Consider the following 16,233-nt stretch of genomic DNA (forward strand, 5'->3'; position numbering starts at 1 on the left):
CGGACCTTTTTATAATTAATAGTTAGTCACTATTTCAATGGATCCTTAAGTTTAACAAAATAAATACTGTTTTTGTCTACAGCCTTTATATAAGGTAATATTTTCGTCGCATAAAAACCTTTTCCCGTTACCCCAAAATCATCATCATTACATACCGCGATCAGAGATGGATTAATGACAGCCAGGCCCTCAGCTTTATCATGCGGATACAATTCCTTGATATCCGTCATTAAATCGGCGACCAATGTCTTATTGACTGGTTTAATATTATATTTTGCCAATGTAGCCGCGTCTTTGAGTTCCTCCACAGTTTTACCATCAAATAATTTCCCCGTTGCCGTATTATTCGCATCTGAGATATCTGTTGCGCCAGAAAGATCTATTTTATAAATCTTCTTAAATACAGTAGAACGAGTTGTTTCTGTCGCGTATTCCCCGTCACGTTCCAATACAATAAATGTTGAATTGCTCACGGCAGCGATTTCACTTACTGCCTGCAAATCGGTACGCTCCATCATATAGACATATTGTTTCGTGACGCCGCTCGCAATATCCAGCGTAACAATACGGATTGCCAATGAATTTTTAATCGCATCTTTAGATGGATTATAAAGTGGAAATTGCATAATTCCGACCAGTGTTTTACCATCTGGTGTAAGCGTCAATCCTTCCATTCCACGATTAGGACGACGTTTGGCAAATACCAAAGGCAACTTTTTACCCGTAGACCACGGATTGATCCGCTCTATTTCCTTTCCCGAAGCGTCAAAATGAACGATATGTGGTCCGTATTCGTCACTGACCCACCAAGAACCATCCGCCGCTCTCGCTAGTCCCTCTGAATCGATTCCATCCTCACTTTTCCCTAGATCGTTACCATCAACCCCCAATGCTTTTTCCCCAGAACCACCTTTCCCTTCTGGATTTGGTAGACCATTCAATTTCACACCATCTTTATTTTTCAATTCGATAACAGATTCCAATGTTAGCGTATTATCTTTTAATCTGAATTTACCGATCTGCGGTGTAAATGTTGGCGAAGCAAATACTTTACTATCATTTTCCGTCCCATCAATATTTGGTCCCCTATCCGTTAAAAGATAAAATATAGATTTATCAGTAGGATCTTGAGCCATCGATGATCCATAACCCCCATTATACACTTTTACCCCATTAACATCAATCAATACTTTGGGATCTGTTGCTATGGCCTTTTCGGGATAGGTCAGTTCAATCGGATCAGTAATCTGCGATACGTCATCTTTACTACATGAAGCACATAATAGGGCCAACGCCAATACACTGTATATTTTTTTCATCTGTCTAAATTTTTCAAATAATGCTTACTGTTATCCATATTCCGGACACGTTCAACTAGTTAAATTTCATTCTTATCGTCTTGCTAAGGCTATAACACAGCAGGTTTTGTCTACACAATCCATGCGCAGTGGGCTACCCAATGGTATTGCAAACATAAAAGCCAAATATTAGCCAATGATTAACATAAGTTTAAATAAACTGCATCAACCGTAAAAAACACGATATAAAAATTAATTATCCTCGATTATGGAATTTTGAATTTCCTGGCATCACTACAAGAATAAATAGCTAATTGTGCAGCGAATTAACAGTATATTCTCTGCCCTCACCTACTAAAAATAGAAAGATGAAAAAGATCATAGTTGCCCTTTGCATAATTTTGGTATTTTCTAATGTGGATACGAAATCTCAGACCAGAACTACACGCGAAATACCAAGCTTAAAAATTAAAGATGGCGATGGCCAGCAAAACAAGGTGATATTGGCAGACCTAAAAATAGCTGTCGTCATATTCGGAAATATAGCCAAAACGACGATGACAATGGTCTTTGATAACAAGACCAACCGCGATCTCGAGGGCGAACTGACATTCCCTATGCCCGAAGGTGTCTCCGTGAGCGGCTACGCCTTAGATATCAACGGCAAATTACGACAAGCAGTTCCAGTCGATAAGAATAAAGGAACCGAAGTATTTGAAAGTATAGAAACACGCCGCATTGATCCGGGTTTATTGGAAAAAGTCGAAGGAAATAATTTCCGAACTCGAATTTACCCTTTACCAGCGAATGGGAAGCGTACCGTTCAGATTAGCTATTCAGAAAATCTGACCACAACATCGGATCAGGCTCGGTACTACCATCTACCCTTAAACTATAGTTCCCCCATTGAAAACTTCGCATTGGATATTCATGTCTTTCAAAATACCGATAAGCCAGATTTCACCGAGAAACCAGACGGTTCTTTGGCTTTCTCACAGCATAACAGCAATTACACAGCTTCTTTACATAAACAACAGTTTAAATCCCAGCGAAATTTAGTTCTTCAACTGCCGACAGGCAACAAGGAAGCATCTGGCCTATTTCAGGAAAATGGGGATAAAAGCTTCTACTTTCTTGCCAATGTAACGGCAAACGCGACAAAATCTACTCAAAAAAAATGGGGGCACAGTATTGGAATTATATGGGACCGCTCGCTCAGCAGTAAAAATAGAGATATAGAAAAGGAACTCGCCCTATTAGATCTCTTTTTTAAAGAAAACCCCAATATGACTGTCGATCTCGGCTTATTGGATATCCGCTTTGTAAAAGGTCATACGTTTCAGGTACGACAAGGTAATTGGAATGATCTCAAAAACTACATCAAAGGAATTGACTACGATGGCGGCACAGACTATAGTCAAATAAAAACCGGTGTAATACAGGCCAACAATTACCTGCTGTTTAGCGATGGCCTTTCTACATTTGGTCAAAGTAAAATCAACCTTGACAATCCAGTTTATTGCATTACTTCGTCCAATGGATCGGACTATGGTGTCCTAAAACAAATTTCCCAGAAACATCTTGGAAAGATGATCAATTTAGCCAATACCTCAACAACTGAAGCGTACCATAAGCTAAATACGATAGACCTTATTTACCTGGGGATAAAAGAAAAAAATGATTTTGAGGAAGTTTATCCTCAAAAAGGCACGCCAGTACAAGCCAATTTTTCTCTCGCAGGCGTAGGGAAACGCCCGGGATTAAAGCAGATCACCGTACTTGTAGGAGATGGGCAACAAGCACCGCAAGAGATTAGTATAGCGCTACAGCCTGACCATGGTGAAATTGACCTACAGCAGATCTGGGCACAAAAGAAAATTGAAGCGTTGGATCTTCAATACGAAGACAATCGTGAAGAAATTGAAACACTTGGCAAACAGTTCGGTATTGTTACCCGAAATACCAGCCTGATTGTACTGGAAACCACAGAAGATTACGTACGTTATGCAATAACTCCGCCCGCCGAATTGCTTTCCGAATTCAATCGGCTCATCAAAGAAGAACATATAGAAAAGGAAGAACGTGTAGCAGACTTGTTGGATCAGGCTCAAGACATTACCAAACAGCTTCAGTCCTGGTGGAATACCGATTTTCAGCAAAAAAAAGAAATACCCAACGCGTAAAAAATTGATTTCCATCCCTGAACTTGCTGTTGCCGAAGAAATGGCTACCGGAGTTGCTCCTGTTACACCTATACCGTCGCGTCCTTCAGCTAGCCCTGCCGCGACATCACGAGCCGAAGAACTCAGGTCATCAGCTCCCACTAGTGAAAAAAGAGTGTCAGCCGAAGGCAATTCAAATACCGCCAAAGCTGTTACCAGTGAATTGGCGATGGCGGCATCTGATGATGTTCTTCAGGATTTCGCTGTTGTTCAATCCTTAGAAGAACGCGTAGCTGGCATACAAACGACAAGCAGCATCAACAGCATACATGGAAAAATAAGCATCCCTGAAATTAAAGAAGACCAAGCCTATTTACAGGACCTTAATCAATCCAAAGATCCTTACAAAAGCTATCTCCAACTTCAGAATCAGTATATGGGAACGCCAACTTTTTATTTCGATGTCGCAAACTTCTTTTTCAAAAGAGGAGATCACAACAAAGCCTTACTCATCTTAAGCGCACTTGCAGACTTACAAATTGAAAATGCAGATCTCTACAAAACCATTTCCTATAAGTTACGGGAATGGGGAGATTACGACAATGCACTGTTCATTACTGCAAAGGTATTAAAATGGCGTCCCATGGATCCACAAAGCCACCGCGATTATGCCCTCGTTTTACAAGACAAAGGTATGTTTAAGGAGGCGCTAGAACAATTATATGGGATTTTGACCCAGAGCTACTCCCCAGAAGCAGCCGATCGCGATGATGGTATTGAAGAAACATTGGTCATGGAAATCAATAATCTCATTAAAGTAAACAAAGCTGCTAGCTCCAAAGTTGCCGTGAATAAAAAATTGATTGCTGACCTACCCGTCGACATGCGTGTTGTCATCAATTGGAATTCACGAAACACAGATATCGACCTTTGGGTAACTGATCCAAATCAAGAAAAATGCTTCTATAGTAATCCAGCCACAGCCATTGGGGGCCGACTCAGCAATGACTTTACTGGTGGTTATGGCCCTGAGCAATTTTTATTAAAAAAAACTTTAAAAGGAAAATACAAAATTGAAGTTGACTTCTATAACGATGATTCCCTTACTTTAGCAGGACCTGCAGCGGTAATGGCCGAAATTTACACCTACTATAGCAGTGGCAAGCAAGAACGAAAAATCGTTACGATCTATCTTGACCGCAATAAAGAGCGCAATATTGGGATTGGCGAATTTTCATTCCAGTAGATGAGCAGAGACAGAAGGTGTCCAAAAAGACAAATCAAACCCTTTAAAAATTGCATCTATGAAATGATGCTTTAGGGGAAAGGTATATAACCACATGAAATCCGGGCTATCCAAAAAGATTGGATAGCCCCGATTTCAATTAATGCAATTTACGAATAACAAGATCTTTTTGTCTATTCTCTAATTTCGTTTTGACATAAGGGTAAGTGAATACTGCTCCCAAAACGATACAAGCGCCAAGATAAAACCCACCGCTCATGGTCTCCTTTTGTCCAAATATCAACATCGCCAACAGAATACCATAAACAGGTTCCAGATTTGTTGTCAGCGCAACAGTAAAAGCAGATAATTCCTTCATGACAGCAACCCCCATAACATAGGCCACCGCCGTACAAACCACACCTAACAACAGCAGATAAATTAAATCTTGCTGTCCCAATTTCATTTCACCATTGAAATCTCCTGTAAACAACATCAATATGCTGATCCAGAAGCATGCCCCCATCATCTCATAGAACGTAATCAAGGTCGGGCTCGATTTTTTAACCATGCGCGCATTGGCGATAGAAAATATACTCGCGCAAAACGCACAGCCGAGCCCCGCCAATAGACCAACGAGGTAATGTGTTTCAAAAGAAAAGATTGTATAAATACCGATGATAATGACCAAACCAACAACAATATCCAACAGCGCAATACGCTTTTTATTCACAATAGGCTCCAATATTGCTGTAAATAAGGTCACAGAGGATAGCGTAACCAATGTCACCGATACGGTAGATACTTTAATTGAATAAAAAAATAATACCCAATGCAGCCCAACAACGGCCCCCACCATAAAAAACTGGAGAAATTGTTTCCTCGAAACTACAATAGACTGTTTGGCTACCAAGAAATAGATCAACAGCGCGATAGACGCTATTGCAACACGATACCACACTAAATGAAGGGCAGATACGGAAATCAGACTACCCAAAATTCCGGTAAATCCCCAAATGAGTATTGTTAAATGCAGAATTAGAATATTCCGATTTAATTGAATTTTAGTCATATTCTCTAGAATACATTTGTATAGAAATGATGAGCAATACCTATTATTTCCCTTTATAAGGCAGGCTCACTGAAGTTATTGAAAACTAACAAAAAATTACTTTGGCGCTTTTATCGCCAGGTATAGTGCTACCAAAAAGAAGGTAACATTCGGAATTAATACGGCTATCAACGGTGGCAGTCCCCCTTTCAAAGAAAACATAGTCGCAAACTGTATAAATACGATATACGTAAAACTTAGCGCGATACCAATACCAAGACTCAATCCTATCCCCCCACGCACTTTCTTGGAGGACAGTGCCACACCCATCAAGGTCAATACAAAAGCTGAAAATGGATATACGTAACGCTTGTATTTCTCCAGTAATAAATCGTTCATGACTCCGGTTCCCCTGATCTCCTCCTTATGGATACGAATATTTAATTCGCGTGTATCCATAGCGGTAAACATATTATCACGTACCTCAAAATCAGAAGGTTTCATATCCAAGGTTGTGTCTTTAACAGCTCCTTTGTCCATGCGTTCATGTAGTCCATTGATAATACGATTGGTATACCCTTCGATCTTCCATTTTGTCGCCACCGAGTCCCACGTAATACGATCAGCCATCATTTTCTCCTTAAGGGTATCCCCTTTGAAAATTTCAAGTACAAATCCGTAGCCTGTTTTGGTAGAATTATCAAAGTTGTCTATATAAACATAGCTGTTTTTGTCCAGTTGCATATGGGTAGAAACCCTCGAGTTATCCTTAGGTGGCTTTACATAGATATTTTCAAAATCAACCTTCATCTTATTGGTCTTCGGAATAATAAAGATGTTAAATACCAAAGAAATGGCAAAGATTAGGGTTGCAGCGATCATGTAGGGACGAAGCAAACGGTTAAAGCTATATCCGGCACTGAGAATCGGGACAATTTCGGTTTGGTCTGCCATCTTTGAGGTAAAGAAAATAACCGCAATAAAGTTGATCAGCGGACAAAGAAAATTTAGGTAAAAGGGAATAAACCCTGCATAATACTCAAAAATAATCTTATCGAGGGGAGCATGATATTTTAAAAAATCATCCAATCGTTCGGACACGTCAAAAACCACCATGACAACAGTAAATATTGCCATAGTGAATAAAAAAGTACTTAGATACTTTTTGATGATGTAACGATCGATTAACGACAGCATTTTTTTAACTTGAGCTATTTAGTTTTACAAACGTTGATCCAATATTTTCACCATTTTGTTTTTCCAATCGTAGAAAGTTCCATCAATGATTCGCTCCCTAGCCTGATTCACCAACCAAAGGTAAAAATGTAAATTATGTAAAGAAGCAATTTGTGCTCCAAGAATTTCCTGCGATTTAATCAAATGTCTTAGATAAGCTTTCGAATAAAATTGATCTGCCTGCAGATCACTCTCCGCTTCTATTGGTGAAAAATCATCTTTCCACTTTTCATTTTTGATATTGATAATACCATTTTGCGTGAAAAGCATACCATTTCTAGCATTACGGGTTGGCATAACGCAATCGAACATATCCACCCCTAAAGCAATATTTTCAAGGATATTTACCGGTGTACCTACCCCCATGAGATAACGTGGCTTGTCATGTGGTAAGATATCACAGACAACTTCGGTCATCGCATACATTTCTTCCGCCGGTTCGCCTACCGACAATCCACCAATCGCATTTCCTTCGCGGTTAAACGAAGCGATAGTCTCCGCAGATTTTATCCTTAAATCTTTGTAAACAGATCCTTGAACGATTGGAAACAAAGTCTGGTCATATCCATAAAGCGGATCTGTACTATCAAAACGATCCACACAGCGTTTCAGCCAACGATGGGTCATATCCAAAGAACGACGTGCATACCCATAATCACATGGATAAGGCGTACACTCGTCAAATGCCATAATGATATCCGCACCGATAATACGTTGTGTATCCATGACATTCTCTGGTGTAAATAGATGTTTTGATCCATCAATATGGGAACGAAAGGTAACCCCTTCTTCTTTGATTTTACGTACTTCGGTCAACGAATACACCTGATAACCACCGGAATCCGTTAAAATAGGTCGATCCCAACCATTAAATTTATGCAGCCCGCCCGCCTTATTCAACACATTCAATCCGGGACGTAAATAGAGGTGGTACGTATTACCCAGAATAATCTGCGCTTCAATATCGTTCTTCAATTCATGTTGATGAATTGCTTTCACTGTACCTGCCGTACCAACAGGCATAAAAATAGGTGTTTGAATGGGACCGTGTGCAGTTTCGACAACACCTGCACGTGCTTTTGACAATTTATCTTGTGCTTGTAGCGTAAATTTCATTAATATTTTTCCTCTGAGACTATTTCTATTTTAAAGGATGATTTGCCATGGACATGGCGATATCGGCATTTGGTGTAAAAAATTAAAAACTCATTTTCAGCCAGTTGTAACTTAAAAAGTCGTTATAGCTTTTCTAATTTTCACCCAAGCTCGGATTCATCCCTAGAATACGTTGCAAAAATACTATAAAAAGATTTGCAAACAGGATGTTTCAAAAATAAATTATCATTTTTCCCCTATAAAAAAGTTGCGGAAAGCACTTATCTTTGTGAGCTATGCTTGACCTTCACGTATTTTTGGCCAATCTTCCATATATTGCTTTCGGAGTATTGGGTCTTTTCCTCTTGATACAATTGTACTACATCTTATTTGTATATAGCAAATTGAGTGGTTATCAAATTGAAACTGTACAAGAAGGAACTGAATTCCCACCGCTGTCCGTTATTATTTGTGCACACAATGAACAGGATAATATTCGGGAATTCCTCCCGAGTGTACTGAATCAAGACTATCCCAATTTTGAAGTCATTGTGGTCAATGACTTTTCGACTGACAATACGCCCTGGATATTGCATGAGTTCGAAGCAAAATACCCCCATTTAAAGATTGTGGATATCAAAGAGCATATTCGCTTGAAACATGGTAAAAAGTTTGCCGTTAGTATGGGTATCAAAGCGTCAAAGCACCAGACACTGGTGTTTACTGACGCAGATTGTGCACCACAATCCGATCAATGGCTCAAAGAAATTGCAGCAGCCTTCAGACTAGAAACAGAAATTGTACTTGGCTATTCTCCTTATTTTAAGCAAAAAAGCTTGCTAAATCTATTGATTCGATTTGAAACCAGCCATACGGCCATGAGTTACTTTGCCTATGCACTAAAGGGAGATGCCTATATGGGAGTAGGACGCAATATGGCTTACAAAAAAGACCTTTTCTTTCGTAACAAAGGTTTTGCAGCCCATATGCATATTAAGTCTGGCGATGATGATCTTTTTGTCAACCAAAATGCAAATCCGACCAACGTTAACATTGCACTGGCAGCCGAATCCATTGTCTATTCGGAACCCAAAGCGACCTGGAGGAGCTATTACAAGCAAAAAGCAAGACACTCAGGAGCCTCTACCATTTACAAAAAGCGACATCAGCGCATGCTCGGCACGCAGCTGGTATCAGCCGTCCTTTTTTATGTCGCCCTTATCGCAACAGCAATTGCCTTTCCAATGTACTGGTATGTTCCTGTTACAGCCTACCTCCTAAGGCTGATTGCACAATGGATAATATTTGCCAACATCTATAAAAAACTAGAAGTAAAGGAACTCATTTGGTGGCTACCTTTGGCAGACTTCATCTACTATTTCTATATTTGCATCAATGGCATGTTCAGCAGAAAAAAGAAAAAAATAAGCTGGAAATAATTCACTTTTAAAACATTAAGCTTTGAATCCAACAGTTGATATCATCTATAAGTATTTTCCAAAATTAACGGATATTCAAAAAGAACAGTTTGCAAAACTTGCCGACCTCTATACATTTTGGAATAGCCAAATCAATGTCATTTCACGTAAGGACATAGATAGCCTCTACCTGCACCATGTGTTACACTCGCTAGGTATCGCTAAATTTGTTCAAGAGCTCACGCCAGGAACACAAATTTTGGACGTGGGAACCGGCGGGGGCTTTCCAGGTATCCCAATGGCCATTATGTTTCCTGAAGTCAAATTCCATTTGGTCGATTCTATCGGCAAAAAAATAAAAGTCGTACGCGAAGTTGCTGCAGGACTGGGTCTCCAAAATGTTGAAGCAGATCATATCCGCGCAGAACAACTCGACGACAAGTACGATTTTGTGATATCACGAGCTGTGACAAGACTTGGAGAATTTACGCCTTGGATACAGAATAAATTCGCAAAAAAAGATAAAAACGGTATTCCTAATGGAATTCTTTACTTGAAAGGCGGAGATCTCACCGAAGAGATCAAAGAATCTAAGCTCAAAGCAGAATTACACCCGCTTTCCAGTTACTTTAAAGAAGACTTCTTTGATACAAAATACCTGGTATACGTACCTATGTAGTTAAAGTTTGGCATTACCCATAGGAAATTGAAGTCGCCTATGGATAATGTCTACAGAATCCAGGTAGTTCGTTAAACACAGATGGATATAAGAAATCTTCTCATACCGATCATTCTCACGAAGCCACTTTAAGGAAGGCTCATAGTATATTCTAAATTTGCGCAGAGAATCTCCCGACAACTTACTGTATTCCTGAGTCAGCGGATACCATTCCTCGCGAATCAGATCCTGTTGGTATTCTTTTTCAAACTGACGTTGAAGCTTCCGCGAATTTCGTCCCTTTCGACTGAATTTATTGTAAAGCTTGTTCAGATTGACCGCAATTCCTCCCTGGTGAGGCAAGGTCACCATATTTTTCGTATCACCCCAGAAAAAGATCGACTTATACTCCTCCTTTTTTTCTTCCCATTTATCCGCTGCTGATTTACGCTTGATCGAAACAGTATCCAAACGTAAAGTATCTTTTTGACTGCCTTTTTTTCCAATGGTATCTTGATAATAAAATTCCGCTGGATGGGCAAAAACTCCCGGCCGATAAAATGAAAAGTAGACACAGAAAAACAATAAAGATAGAAATCCGATACGTACCATATTTATAATTGACAAACTAAAATAACCAACTATAAATAAAATTAAAAAGCATTTAACTATCTTTAACTTAAGAGACTAAAGACCCAATTCTTTTTTAATTTCTAGGCCAATTAAATTGATTTCTTCATCCATACCGAACATAGGAAGCTCCGTTTCTGGGTTCAGTTTCAGCCAGTTTGTATCATTGTCTTTAATAATCTTTACGTATTCCACACCATCCTTAAAAATAACATACGTATCTTCTTCCTCAGGGAAAACAGAATAAACTACATCCCCCAATTCGATATCAAAAGGTTCTTTTATTTCCATAGTTAAATTATCATTAATCGCTCAAAGTTACCAATTCCTCTTCTTCTTTCCATAATCGACCAATATTTCATTCCTTGATATCTCAAATAAGCTTAGGAAAAGCGCATTCATGCCATGGCGATCCGCGGATTTTCGAGCAGGCACGCGATCGCCTTCGACTAAGAACTTTGTCATTGCTTTAAAAACATAATATGCCTAAGCAATTCTAACAAAAAGTATGACAGCTACTTATATTTTTCCTATATTTAAATAAACCCGATTATGAAACTAATTTATCCCATAGCTTTGACGAAAATCAAGGGCATTGGCCCTAGGACAGCGCGTAACATCATTGACCAAGGTCACGAGTTGGCAGACTTATTTGCTTACTCAAAAAAAGATTTGATGCAAATTCTTGGGATACGGGAATCGATCGCAGAAGCCATACACAATAAAAGCTATATGTCTGCCTGTGAAAAAGAACTTGCTTTTATCGAAAAATATCAGATACAAGCGTTATGGCTGGAAGACCAAAATTATCCAAATAGGCTACGACAATGTGAAGACGCTCCGCTTGTCGTCTATTATAAAGGAAATAAACCACTTAACAACACCAAAGTTATCAGTATCGTCGGTACTAGACATGCAACCTATTATGGCCAGAAAATATGCGAAGATCTGCTAGAGGCTATGAATGGTTCCAAAGACACCTTAATCGTAAGCGGTCTTGCTTATGGTATTGATGCTTTAGCACATCGCAACGCACTAAAAAATAATATTCCCACCGTTGCTGTATTAGGGCATGGTCTCGATCGCATTTACCCGGCATCCCATCGTGAACTTGCCACAAAAATGCTAGATCAAGGAGGTTTATTGACAGAATTTACATCCAACACATTACCTGAACGCAGTAACTTCCCTATGCGCAATCGCATCATAGCCGGTATGGCGGATGTCACCATTGTTGTAGAAGCTGCAATTAAAGGAGGTGCTTTGATTACCGCCGAAATAGCCAACAGCTACAATCGCGATGTATGTGCCTTTCCAGGAGCCGTTTACGAAAAAAGTTCTGAAGGCACCAATTACCTCATCAAAACCAACCGTGCGCATATGATTAGAGGTCTTCAGGATCTGGAATACCTCATGAATTGGGAAATCAGTACAAAAGCTGTTGGTCAACAGCTTAGCCTTCCTTTGACATTGACAAAAGATCAACAACTCCTTTTTACGCTCATTCAGCAAAAGGGACAATTAGAAATAGACCATATGATTGACCTCACAAAATGGCCCCAAAGTAAATTGGCCTTAATCCTATTGGAACTTGAAATGCAGTCACTCATTCACAGCCTACCCGGAAAACGCTATAAAATAGTCGGACAGACCGAAATTCAAAAGAATTAGCTCTTTTCCGATCATGCAACAGCGCCGAAATGCCGTTTGGAGCGCAATTAAAATGTACATTTATATCCAACCAAAACCAAAAATTAATGAACGAAAACAATACAAAAAGCATCTGGAAAGTCATCGGAGCCTCCTCCATGGGAACGCTTATTGAATGGTATGATTTTTCATTTTTGGCAGCCTATCCATTGTAATTTCCACCAAATTCTTTCCGGCAGAAAATCCAACTGCTGCTTTTCTTTCCACCCTAGCCACATTTGCTGCAGGATTTGTCGTCCGGCCATTTGGCGCTCTATTTTTTGGTCGACTAGGCGATATTATCGGTCGAAAATATACGTTTATGGTAACTTTAATGCTCATGGGCGGCGCAACATTTCTCATCGGTTGCATCCCCAGTTATGAAAGTATCGGTTTTTGGGCACCGCTGCTCGTGTTGATCCTTCGTCTCTTGCAAGGTCTTGCCCTAGGCGGAGAATATGGCGGTGCGGCAACTTACGTCGCCGAACATGCTCCATTGGGCCAGCGGGGCTATTGGACATCCTGGATACAAACAACAGCTACTTTTGGCCTTTTCATATCTCTGGTCGTCATCCTCCTTACCAAAGGCTTTCTCAGCGAATCGCAATTTGATTCCTGGGGATGGCGGCTTCCCTTCCTCCTCTCTTTGGTGATGGTATATGTTTCCTATCTCATCCGTAAGAAGATGAAGGAGTCACCCGAATTTAGCAAGGCCAAAGCGGAAGGGAAAACAAGTACAAATCCGCTAAAAGAAAGTTTTGGCAACCGCTACAACCTCAAATTTGTGCTGCTCGCGCTCTTTGGTGCAGCCATGGGACAGGGCGTTGTTTGGTACACCGGACAGTTTTACTCGATGAGTTTCATGAAAACAGTCATGCACCTACAATCTGACCAGGCCGATACCATCCTCGGTATCGCCTTACTCTTGGGAACGCCATTTTTTGTCGTATTTGGGTGGCTTAGTGACAAAATTGGGCGAAAATGGATCATGCTCGGTGGGATGTTACTTGCCGTATTGACTTATCGTCCGATTTACGAATCCATGTACCAACTTTCCAATACCGAACAGAAAGTCAAGGTGAACGAAACAACGGAGAACCCTCATGGATTAAAAACTGCAGAAACCATTTCCATCATCAAGACACAATATGAGGACCAAACGGAAGTTACTCGAGCCAGCATGATTCATCAATCCGGTAAACTGAAAGGGCAGCAAACAACCAAAACCACAGTCCATATTGCAGGCAAAAACTATATGCTGCTCGTCCTGCTGATCTTTATACAAGTGATTTATATTACGATGGTGTACGGGCCCATTGCAGCATTCCTTGTTGAACTGTTCCCCGTAAAAATCCGCTACACATCCATGTCCTTACCCTATCATGTTGGCAATGGAATATTCGGCGGACTCCTTCCGGCTGTATCGACATATTTAACGACAAATGCCGAAGCATCAAATACCCCGCAATTCTATCTTGCAGGTTTGTGGTACCCTATTATCATTGCCATTGTATGTTTTATCATAGGCAGTATTTATATCAACAACAAATCAACTTCAGCACCCCATGAATAACCTCAAAAAATTCCTCGGCATCTTATGGATCATTTTAGCTCTATTTACAGCCTACTTCTCCATTTTTGAACTGGCGCTGCCAAAGATTTCAACGGGACATCAAGAAGATCTGGTATTTGGAATCATTATCCTGTGCATCTTGACCCCCATAATCTCCATTGGACTTGGCTTATTTGGCTATTATTCCCTATTGGGTGAATACAGCCAAGAGAAAATGTAGTTCCAAAAATGAGATCGACTTTGAATAGGCAAAATTAGCCGATTATGCTTATTCAAAGTCGATCTTCCATACGCCAGATTATGCAACTTTCCGACATTTTGAAAAGAACATTTCGGCAAATGGACTTCGTCAAGCGCTTTTTTCACGCCATTTTTAGCTATTTTACACAAATACCAAATCTACTCCGCCATAAATTGGTGCTATGAAAAGATATCAAATGCAATTTATTGCCATGATAATCAACCGAATAAGATAAAAAGGTGTTTTTTCTTTCCTAAAACTGTTTTTTTTTCTACTTTTGTGGCGGGTAAGTCTTCTACGACCAGCTCCCATTGACTCCCCCAGGTTGGGAACAAAGCAAGGGTATTTGGTTGAGCGGTGCGATAGGAGTAGCTTACCCTTTTTTTATGCCCATTTTTTTGACTAATCCGCTGGTCTGAAATTCAATTCTAACCTAAAAATCAACCAAATATCTTATATATCCCAATTGTTACCCCCAATTTCCCTATTTATAGAAGCCCTGTTACACAAGGCGTTTTAATCGCTTGGCATGTACATTCAACACAATTATAATTGTATATAAAAGCAAATTTATATAAGTTTGTAATCGAATAAGAACTATCGTATGAGTTGGTTTAAAAGAGAAAAAGCTGGTATTAGCACAGCTACCGCTAATAAAAAAGAGGCACCTGATGGTATGTGGAACAAATGTCCTACATGTAAAAAACCATTGTTGCATCTTGAACAAGTAGAAAACGACTATGTTTGTCAATATTGTGGCCACCACTTAAGAATTGGCTCCAAAGAATATTTTTCAATTTTATTTGATAATAACGAATTCACAGAACTATTTCCTAATCTAAATTCTGGTGATCCATTAGAATTCTTCGATTCAAAGCCATACCCTGAACGTTTAAAGGAAAGTCAAGCCAAAACAGGTCTTAAAGATGCTTTACGTTCTGGCCATGGAAAGATGAATGGTCAAGATATCGTGATCGCTTGTATGGACTTTAGTTTCATCGGCGGATCAATGGGATCTGTCGTGGGCGAAAAAATCGCGCGTTCGATAGATTACTGTATTGAGCATAAAATTCCATTTATGTTAATATCCAAATCAGGTGGTGCACGGATGATGGAAGCCGCATTTTCATTGATGCAAATGGCTAAAACTTCGGCTAAATTAGCGTTATTGGCAAAAGCAGAACTTCCTTACGTTTGTTTATTGACCGACCCTACTACAGGGGGAGTTACAGCATCTTACGCGATGTTGGGTGATATAAATATCGCAGAACCTGGTGCGTTAATCGGATTTGCCGGACCCCGTGTCATTAAAGAAACAATTAAAAAAGATCTTCCAAAAGGATTCCAGACTTCGGAATTCGTGCTCGAGCATGGATTTTTGGATTTCATTGTCGACCGTAGACAGTTAAAAAACCAAGTGGCTACCTACCTTAAATTAGTGGGATAATCATTGTCAGGATATAAAAGAAAGCGGTGCCAAGAATATTCTTGGTACCGCTTTCTTTTTTCGCCTCATAACTGTTGTGCCTGCGACCTCTTGTCGGATATATAGAACGGATAAATCAACCGTCTTTTTAAAGATATCGCCAAAAAGCCCATATTTTTCTTTTGGACAGATAATCCGTTTCACCCTCCTTCTCATAAGCTTCCCGCTCAAACGAAATACGCCGGTACGCTTTATCAAAATGCCGAAATTGAATAAAATGAACGGCAAATTCAAGAAGATACCAAACATAGAAAAAGAGAATACCTAATTCAAGCGCTTGTCGCAAATGTATACGCTCATGACGAATCAAGTCGTCCTTCTGTTTAAAAAAAGTACTTTTCAGAAAGATAAAAGGATAAATAGTAATTGCATTAGCTTTTCCAAAAGAGAAGAAATTTGTCCAAAATTTGCTAACTATAATCATATAAGAAGTCCAGACCGTTCTCAAACGACTCAAACTTAGAAAAATTT

General features: G+C 39.7%; 15 protein-coding genes, 1 other RNA gene and 1 pseudogene. 9 read left to right on the forward strand and 8 right to left on the reverse strand.

Annotated elements, in window-relative coordinates; genetic code table 11:
* Positions 1–29: 29 nt before the first annotated feature.
* The gene (locus tag DTA23_RS03115; RefSeq protein WP_112373798.1) at positions 30–1,319 is read right to left on the reverse strand and encodes an esterase-like activity of phytase family protein; all 1,290 of its coding nucleotides are present in this window, start codon (positions 1,317–1,319) and stop codon (positions 30–32) included.
* Between the two features lie 347 nt (positions 1,320–1,666).
* Between DTA23_RS03115 and DTA23_RS03120 the strand changes: the two genes are divergently transcribed.
* Both DTA23_RS03120 and DTA23_RS03125 read left to right on the forward strand, forming a co-directional pair.
* On the forward strand, positions 1,667–3,481 hold the full coding sequence (locus DTA23_RS03120; RefSeq protein ID WP_112373799.1) for a VIT domain-containing protein: 1,815 nt from the start codon (positions 1,667–1,669) through the stop codon (positions 3,479–3,481).
* Between the two features lie 4 nt (positions 3,482–3,485).
* Positions 3,486–4,706 carry a DUF2135 domain-containing protein gene (locus DTA23_RS03125; protein WP_112373800.1) on the forward strand — a complete coding sequence of 407 codons (1,221 nt, stop codon included), beginning with the start codon at positions 3,486–3,488 and terminating at the stop codon, positions 4,704–4,706.
* Positions 4,707–4,845: 139 nt separating this feature from the next.
* Here the strand turns inward: DTA23_RS03125 and DTA23_RS03130 are convergent, their stop codons facing one another.
* The 3 genes from DTA23_RS03130 to tgt form a co-directional block, all read right to left on the reverse strand.
* The gene (locus tag DTA23_RS03130; RefSeq protein ID WP_112373801.1) at positions 4,846–5,757 is read right to left on the reverse strand and encodes a DMT family transporter; all 912 of its coding nucleotides are present in this window, start codon (positions 5,755–5,757) and stop codon (positions 4,846–4,848) included.
* Between the two features lie 96 nt (positions 5,758–5,853).
* Positions 5,854–6,930 carry an LptF/LptG family permease gene (locus tag DTA23_RS03135; protein WP_046674188.1) on the reverse strand — a complete coding sequence of 359 codons (1,077 nt, stop codon included), beginning with the start codon at positions 6,928–6,930 and terminating at the stop codon, positions 5,854–5,856.
* A gap of 27 nt (positions 6,931–6,957) precedes the next feature.
* Positions 6,958–8,088: a tRNA guanosine(34) transglycosylase Tgt gene (gene tgt, locus DTA23_RS03140; RefSeq protein WP_070560679.1), complete on the reverse strand. Its 1,131-nt coding sequence runs from the start codon at positions 8,086–8,088 to the stop codon at positions 6,958–6,960.
* Positions 8,089–8,363: 275 nt separating this feature from the next.
* Here tgt and DTA23_RS03145 point away from each other — a divergent pair, with 275 nt between their 5' ends.
* Both DTA23_RS03145 and rsmG read left to right on the forward strand, forming a co-directional pair.
* Complete coding sequence (locus DTA23_RS03145) at positions 8,364–9,506, forward strand: glycosyltransferase (RefSeq protein WP_112373802.1); 1,143 nt, start codon at positions 8,364–8,366, stop codon at positions 9,504–9,506.
* Between the two features lie 22 nt (positions 9,507–9,528).
* On the forward strand, positions 9,529–10,164 hold the full coding sequence (rsmG, locus tag DTA23_RS03150; RefSeq protein WP_112373803.1) for a 16S rRNA (guanine(527)-N(7))-methyltransferase RsmG: 636 nt from the start codon (positions 9,529–9,531) through the stop codon (positions 10,162–10,164).
* Here the strand turns inward: rsmG and DTA23_RS03155 are convergent, their stop codons facing one another.
* The 3 genes from DTA23_RS03155 to DTA23_RS27025 all read right to left on the reverse strand — a co-directional run bounded on the left by DTA23_RS03155 (position 10,165) and on the right by DTA23_RS27025 (position 11,238).
* The gene (locus tag DTA23_RS03155; RefSeq protein WP_112373804.1) at positions 10,165–10,755 is read right to left on the reverse strand and encodes a hypothetical protein; all 591 of its coding nucleotides are present in this window, start codon (positions 10,753–10,755) and stop codon (positions 10,165–10,167) included. It lies immediately after the preceding gene.
* 75 nt (positions 10,756–10,830) lie between these two features.
* Positions 10,831–11,064 (reverse strand): hypothetical protein, encoded by a 234-nt coding sequence (locus tag DTA23_RS03160; RefSeq protein ID WP_112373805.1) that lies wholly within the window; start codon positions 11,062–11,064, stop codon positions 10,831–10,833.
* 27 nt (positions 11,065–11,091) lie between these two features.
* On the reverse strand, positions 11,092–11,238 hold the full coding sequence (locus DTA23_RS27025) for a hypothetical protein (RefSeq protein WP_172462306.1): 147 nt from the start codon (positions 11,236–11,238) through the stop codon (positions 11,092–11,094).
* Between the two features lie 87 nt (positions 11,239–11,325).
* Here DTA23_RS27025 and dprA point away from each other — a divergent pair, with 87 nt between their 5' ends.
* The 5 genes and pseudogenes from dprA (at position 11,326) to accD (ending at position 15,723) form a co-directional block, all read left to right on the forward strand.
* Positions 11,326–12,444 carry a DNA-processing protein DprA gene (gene dprA, locus DTA23_RS03165; protein ID WP_112373806.1) on the forward strand — a complete coding sequence of 373 codons (1,119 nt, stop codon included), beginning with the start codon at positions 11,326–11,328 and terminating at the stop codon, positions 12,442–12,444.
* Between the two features lie 86 nt (positions 12,445–12,530).
* Positions 12,531–14,035, forward strand: a pseudogene (locus tag DTA23_RS03170) (MFS transporter).
* Positions 14,028–14,255 (forward strand): DUF6814 family protein, encoded by a 228-nt coding sequence (locus tag DTA23_RS03175; RefSeq protein ID WP_112373807.1) that lies wholly within the window; start codon positions 14,028–14,030, stop codon positions 14,253–14,255. The pseudogene DTA23_RS03170 and the gene DTA23_RS03175 overlap by 8 nt, the downstream one beginning before the upstream one ends.
* Before the next feature lie 305 nt (positions 14,256–14,560).
* An RNA gene (gene ffs, locus DTA23_RS03180) (signal recognition particle sRNA small type) lies at positions 14,561–14,658 on the forward strand.
* Between the two features lie 222 nt (positions 14,659–14,880).
* On the forward strand, positions 14,881–15,723 hold the full coding sequence (gene accD, locus DTA23_RS03185; RefSeq protein ID WP_070560696.1) for an acetyl-CoA carboxylase, carboxyltransferase subunit beta: 843 nt from the start codon (positions 14,881–14,883) through the stop codon (positions 15,721–15,723).
* A 127-nt stretch (positions 15,724–15,850) separates the two neighbouring features.
* Here accD and DTA23_RS03190 read toward each other — a convergent pair whose 3' ends face one another.
* Positions 15,851–16,219, reverse strand: coding sequence for a hypothetical protein (locus tag DTA23_RS03190; RefSeq protein ID WP_239468800.1), 369 nt, complete (start codon positions 16,217–16,219; stop codon positions 15,851–15,853).
* Positions 16,220–16,233 lie beyond the last annotated feature (14 nt).

It is taken from the genome of Sphingobacterium multivorum (assembly GCF_900457465.1).
Lineage (GTDB): Bacteria > Bacteroidota > Bacteroidia > Sphingobacteriales > Sphingobacteriaceae > Sphingobacterium > Sphingobacterium multivorum.

Coding starts and splice junctions, on each gene's coding strand:
- DTA23_RS03115 (WP_112373798.1), bottom strand. CDS start 1,319: ATGAAAAAAATATACAGTGTATTGGCGTTGGCCCTATTATGTGCTTCA.
- DTA23_RS03120 (WP_112373799.1), top strand. CDS start 1,667: ATGAAAAAGATCATAGTTGCCCTTTGCATAATTTTGGTATTTTCTAAT.
- DTA23_RS03130 (WP_112373801.1), bottom strand. CDS start 5,757: ATGACTAAAATTCAATTAAATCGGAATATTCTAATTCTGCATTTAACA.
- tgt (WP_070560679.1), bottom strand. CDS start 8,088: ATGAAATTTACGCTACAAGCACAAGATAAATTGTCAAAAGCACGTGCA.
- DTA23_RS03145 (WP_112373802.1), top strand. CDS start 8,364: ATGCTTGACCTTCACGTATTTTTGGCCAATCTTCCATATATTGCTTTC.
- DTA23_RS03155 (WP_112373804.1), bottom strand. CDS start 10,755: ATGGTACGTATCGGATTTCTATCTTTATTGTTTTTCTGTGTCTACTTT.
- DTA23_RS03160 (WP_112373805.1), bottom strand. CDS start 11,064: ATGGAAATAAAAGAACCTTTTGATATCGAATTGGGGGATGTAGTTTAT.
- DTA23_RS27025 (WP_172462306.1), bottom strand. CDS start 11,238: ATGACAAAGTTCTTAGTCGAAGGCGATCGCGTGCCTGCTCGAAAATCC.
- dprA (WP_112373806.1), top strand. CDS start 11,326: ATGAAACTAATTTATCCCATAGCTTTGACGAAAATCAAGGGCATTGGC.
- DTA23_RS03175 (WP_112373807.1), top strand. CDS start 14,028: ATGAATAACCTCAAAAAATTCCTCGGCATCTTATGGATCATTTTAGCT.
- accD (WP_070560696.1), top strand. CDS start 14,881: ATGAGTTGGTTTAAAAGAGAAAAAGCTGGTATTAGCACAGCTACCGCT.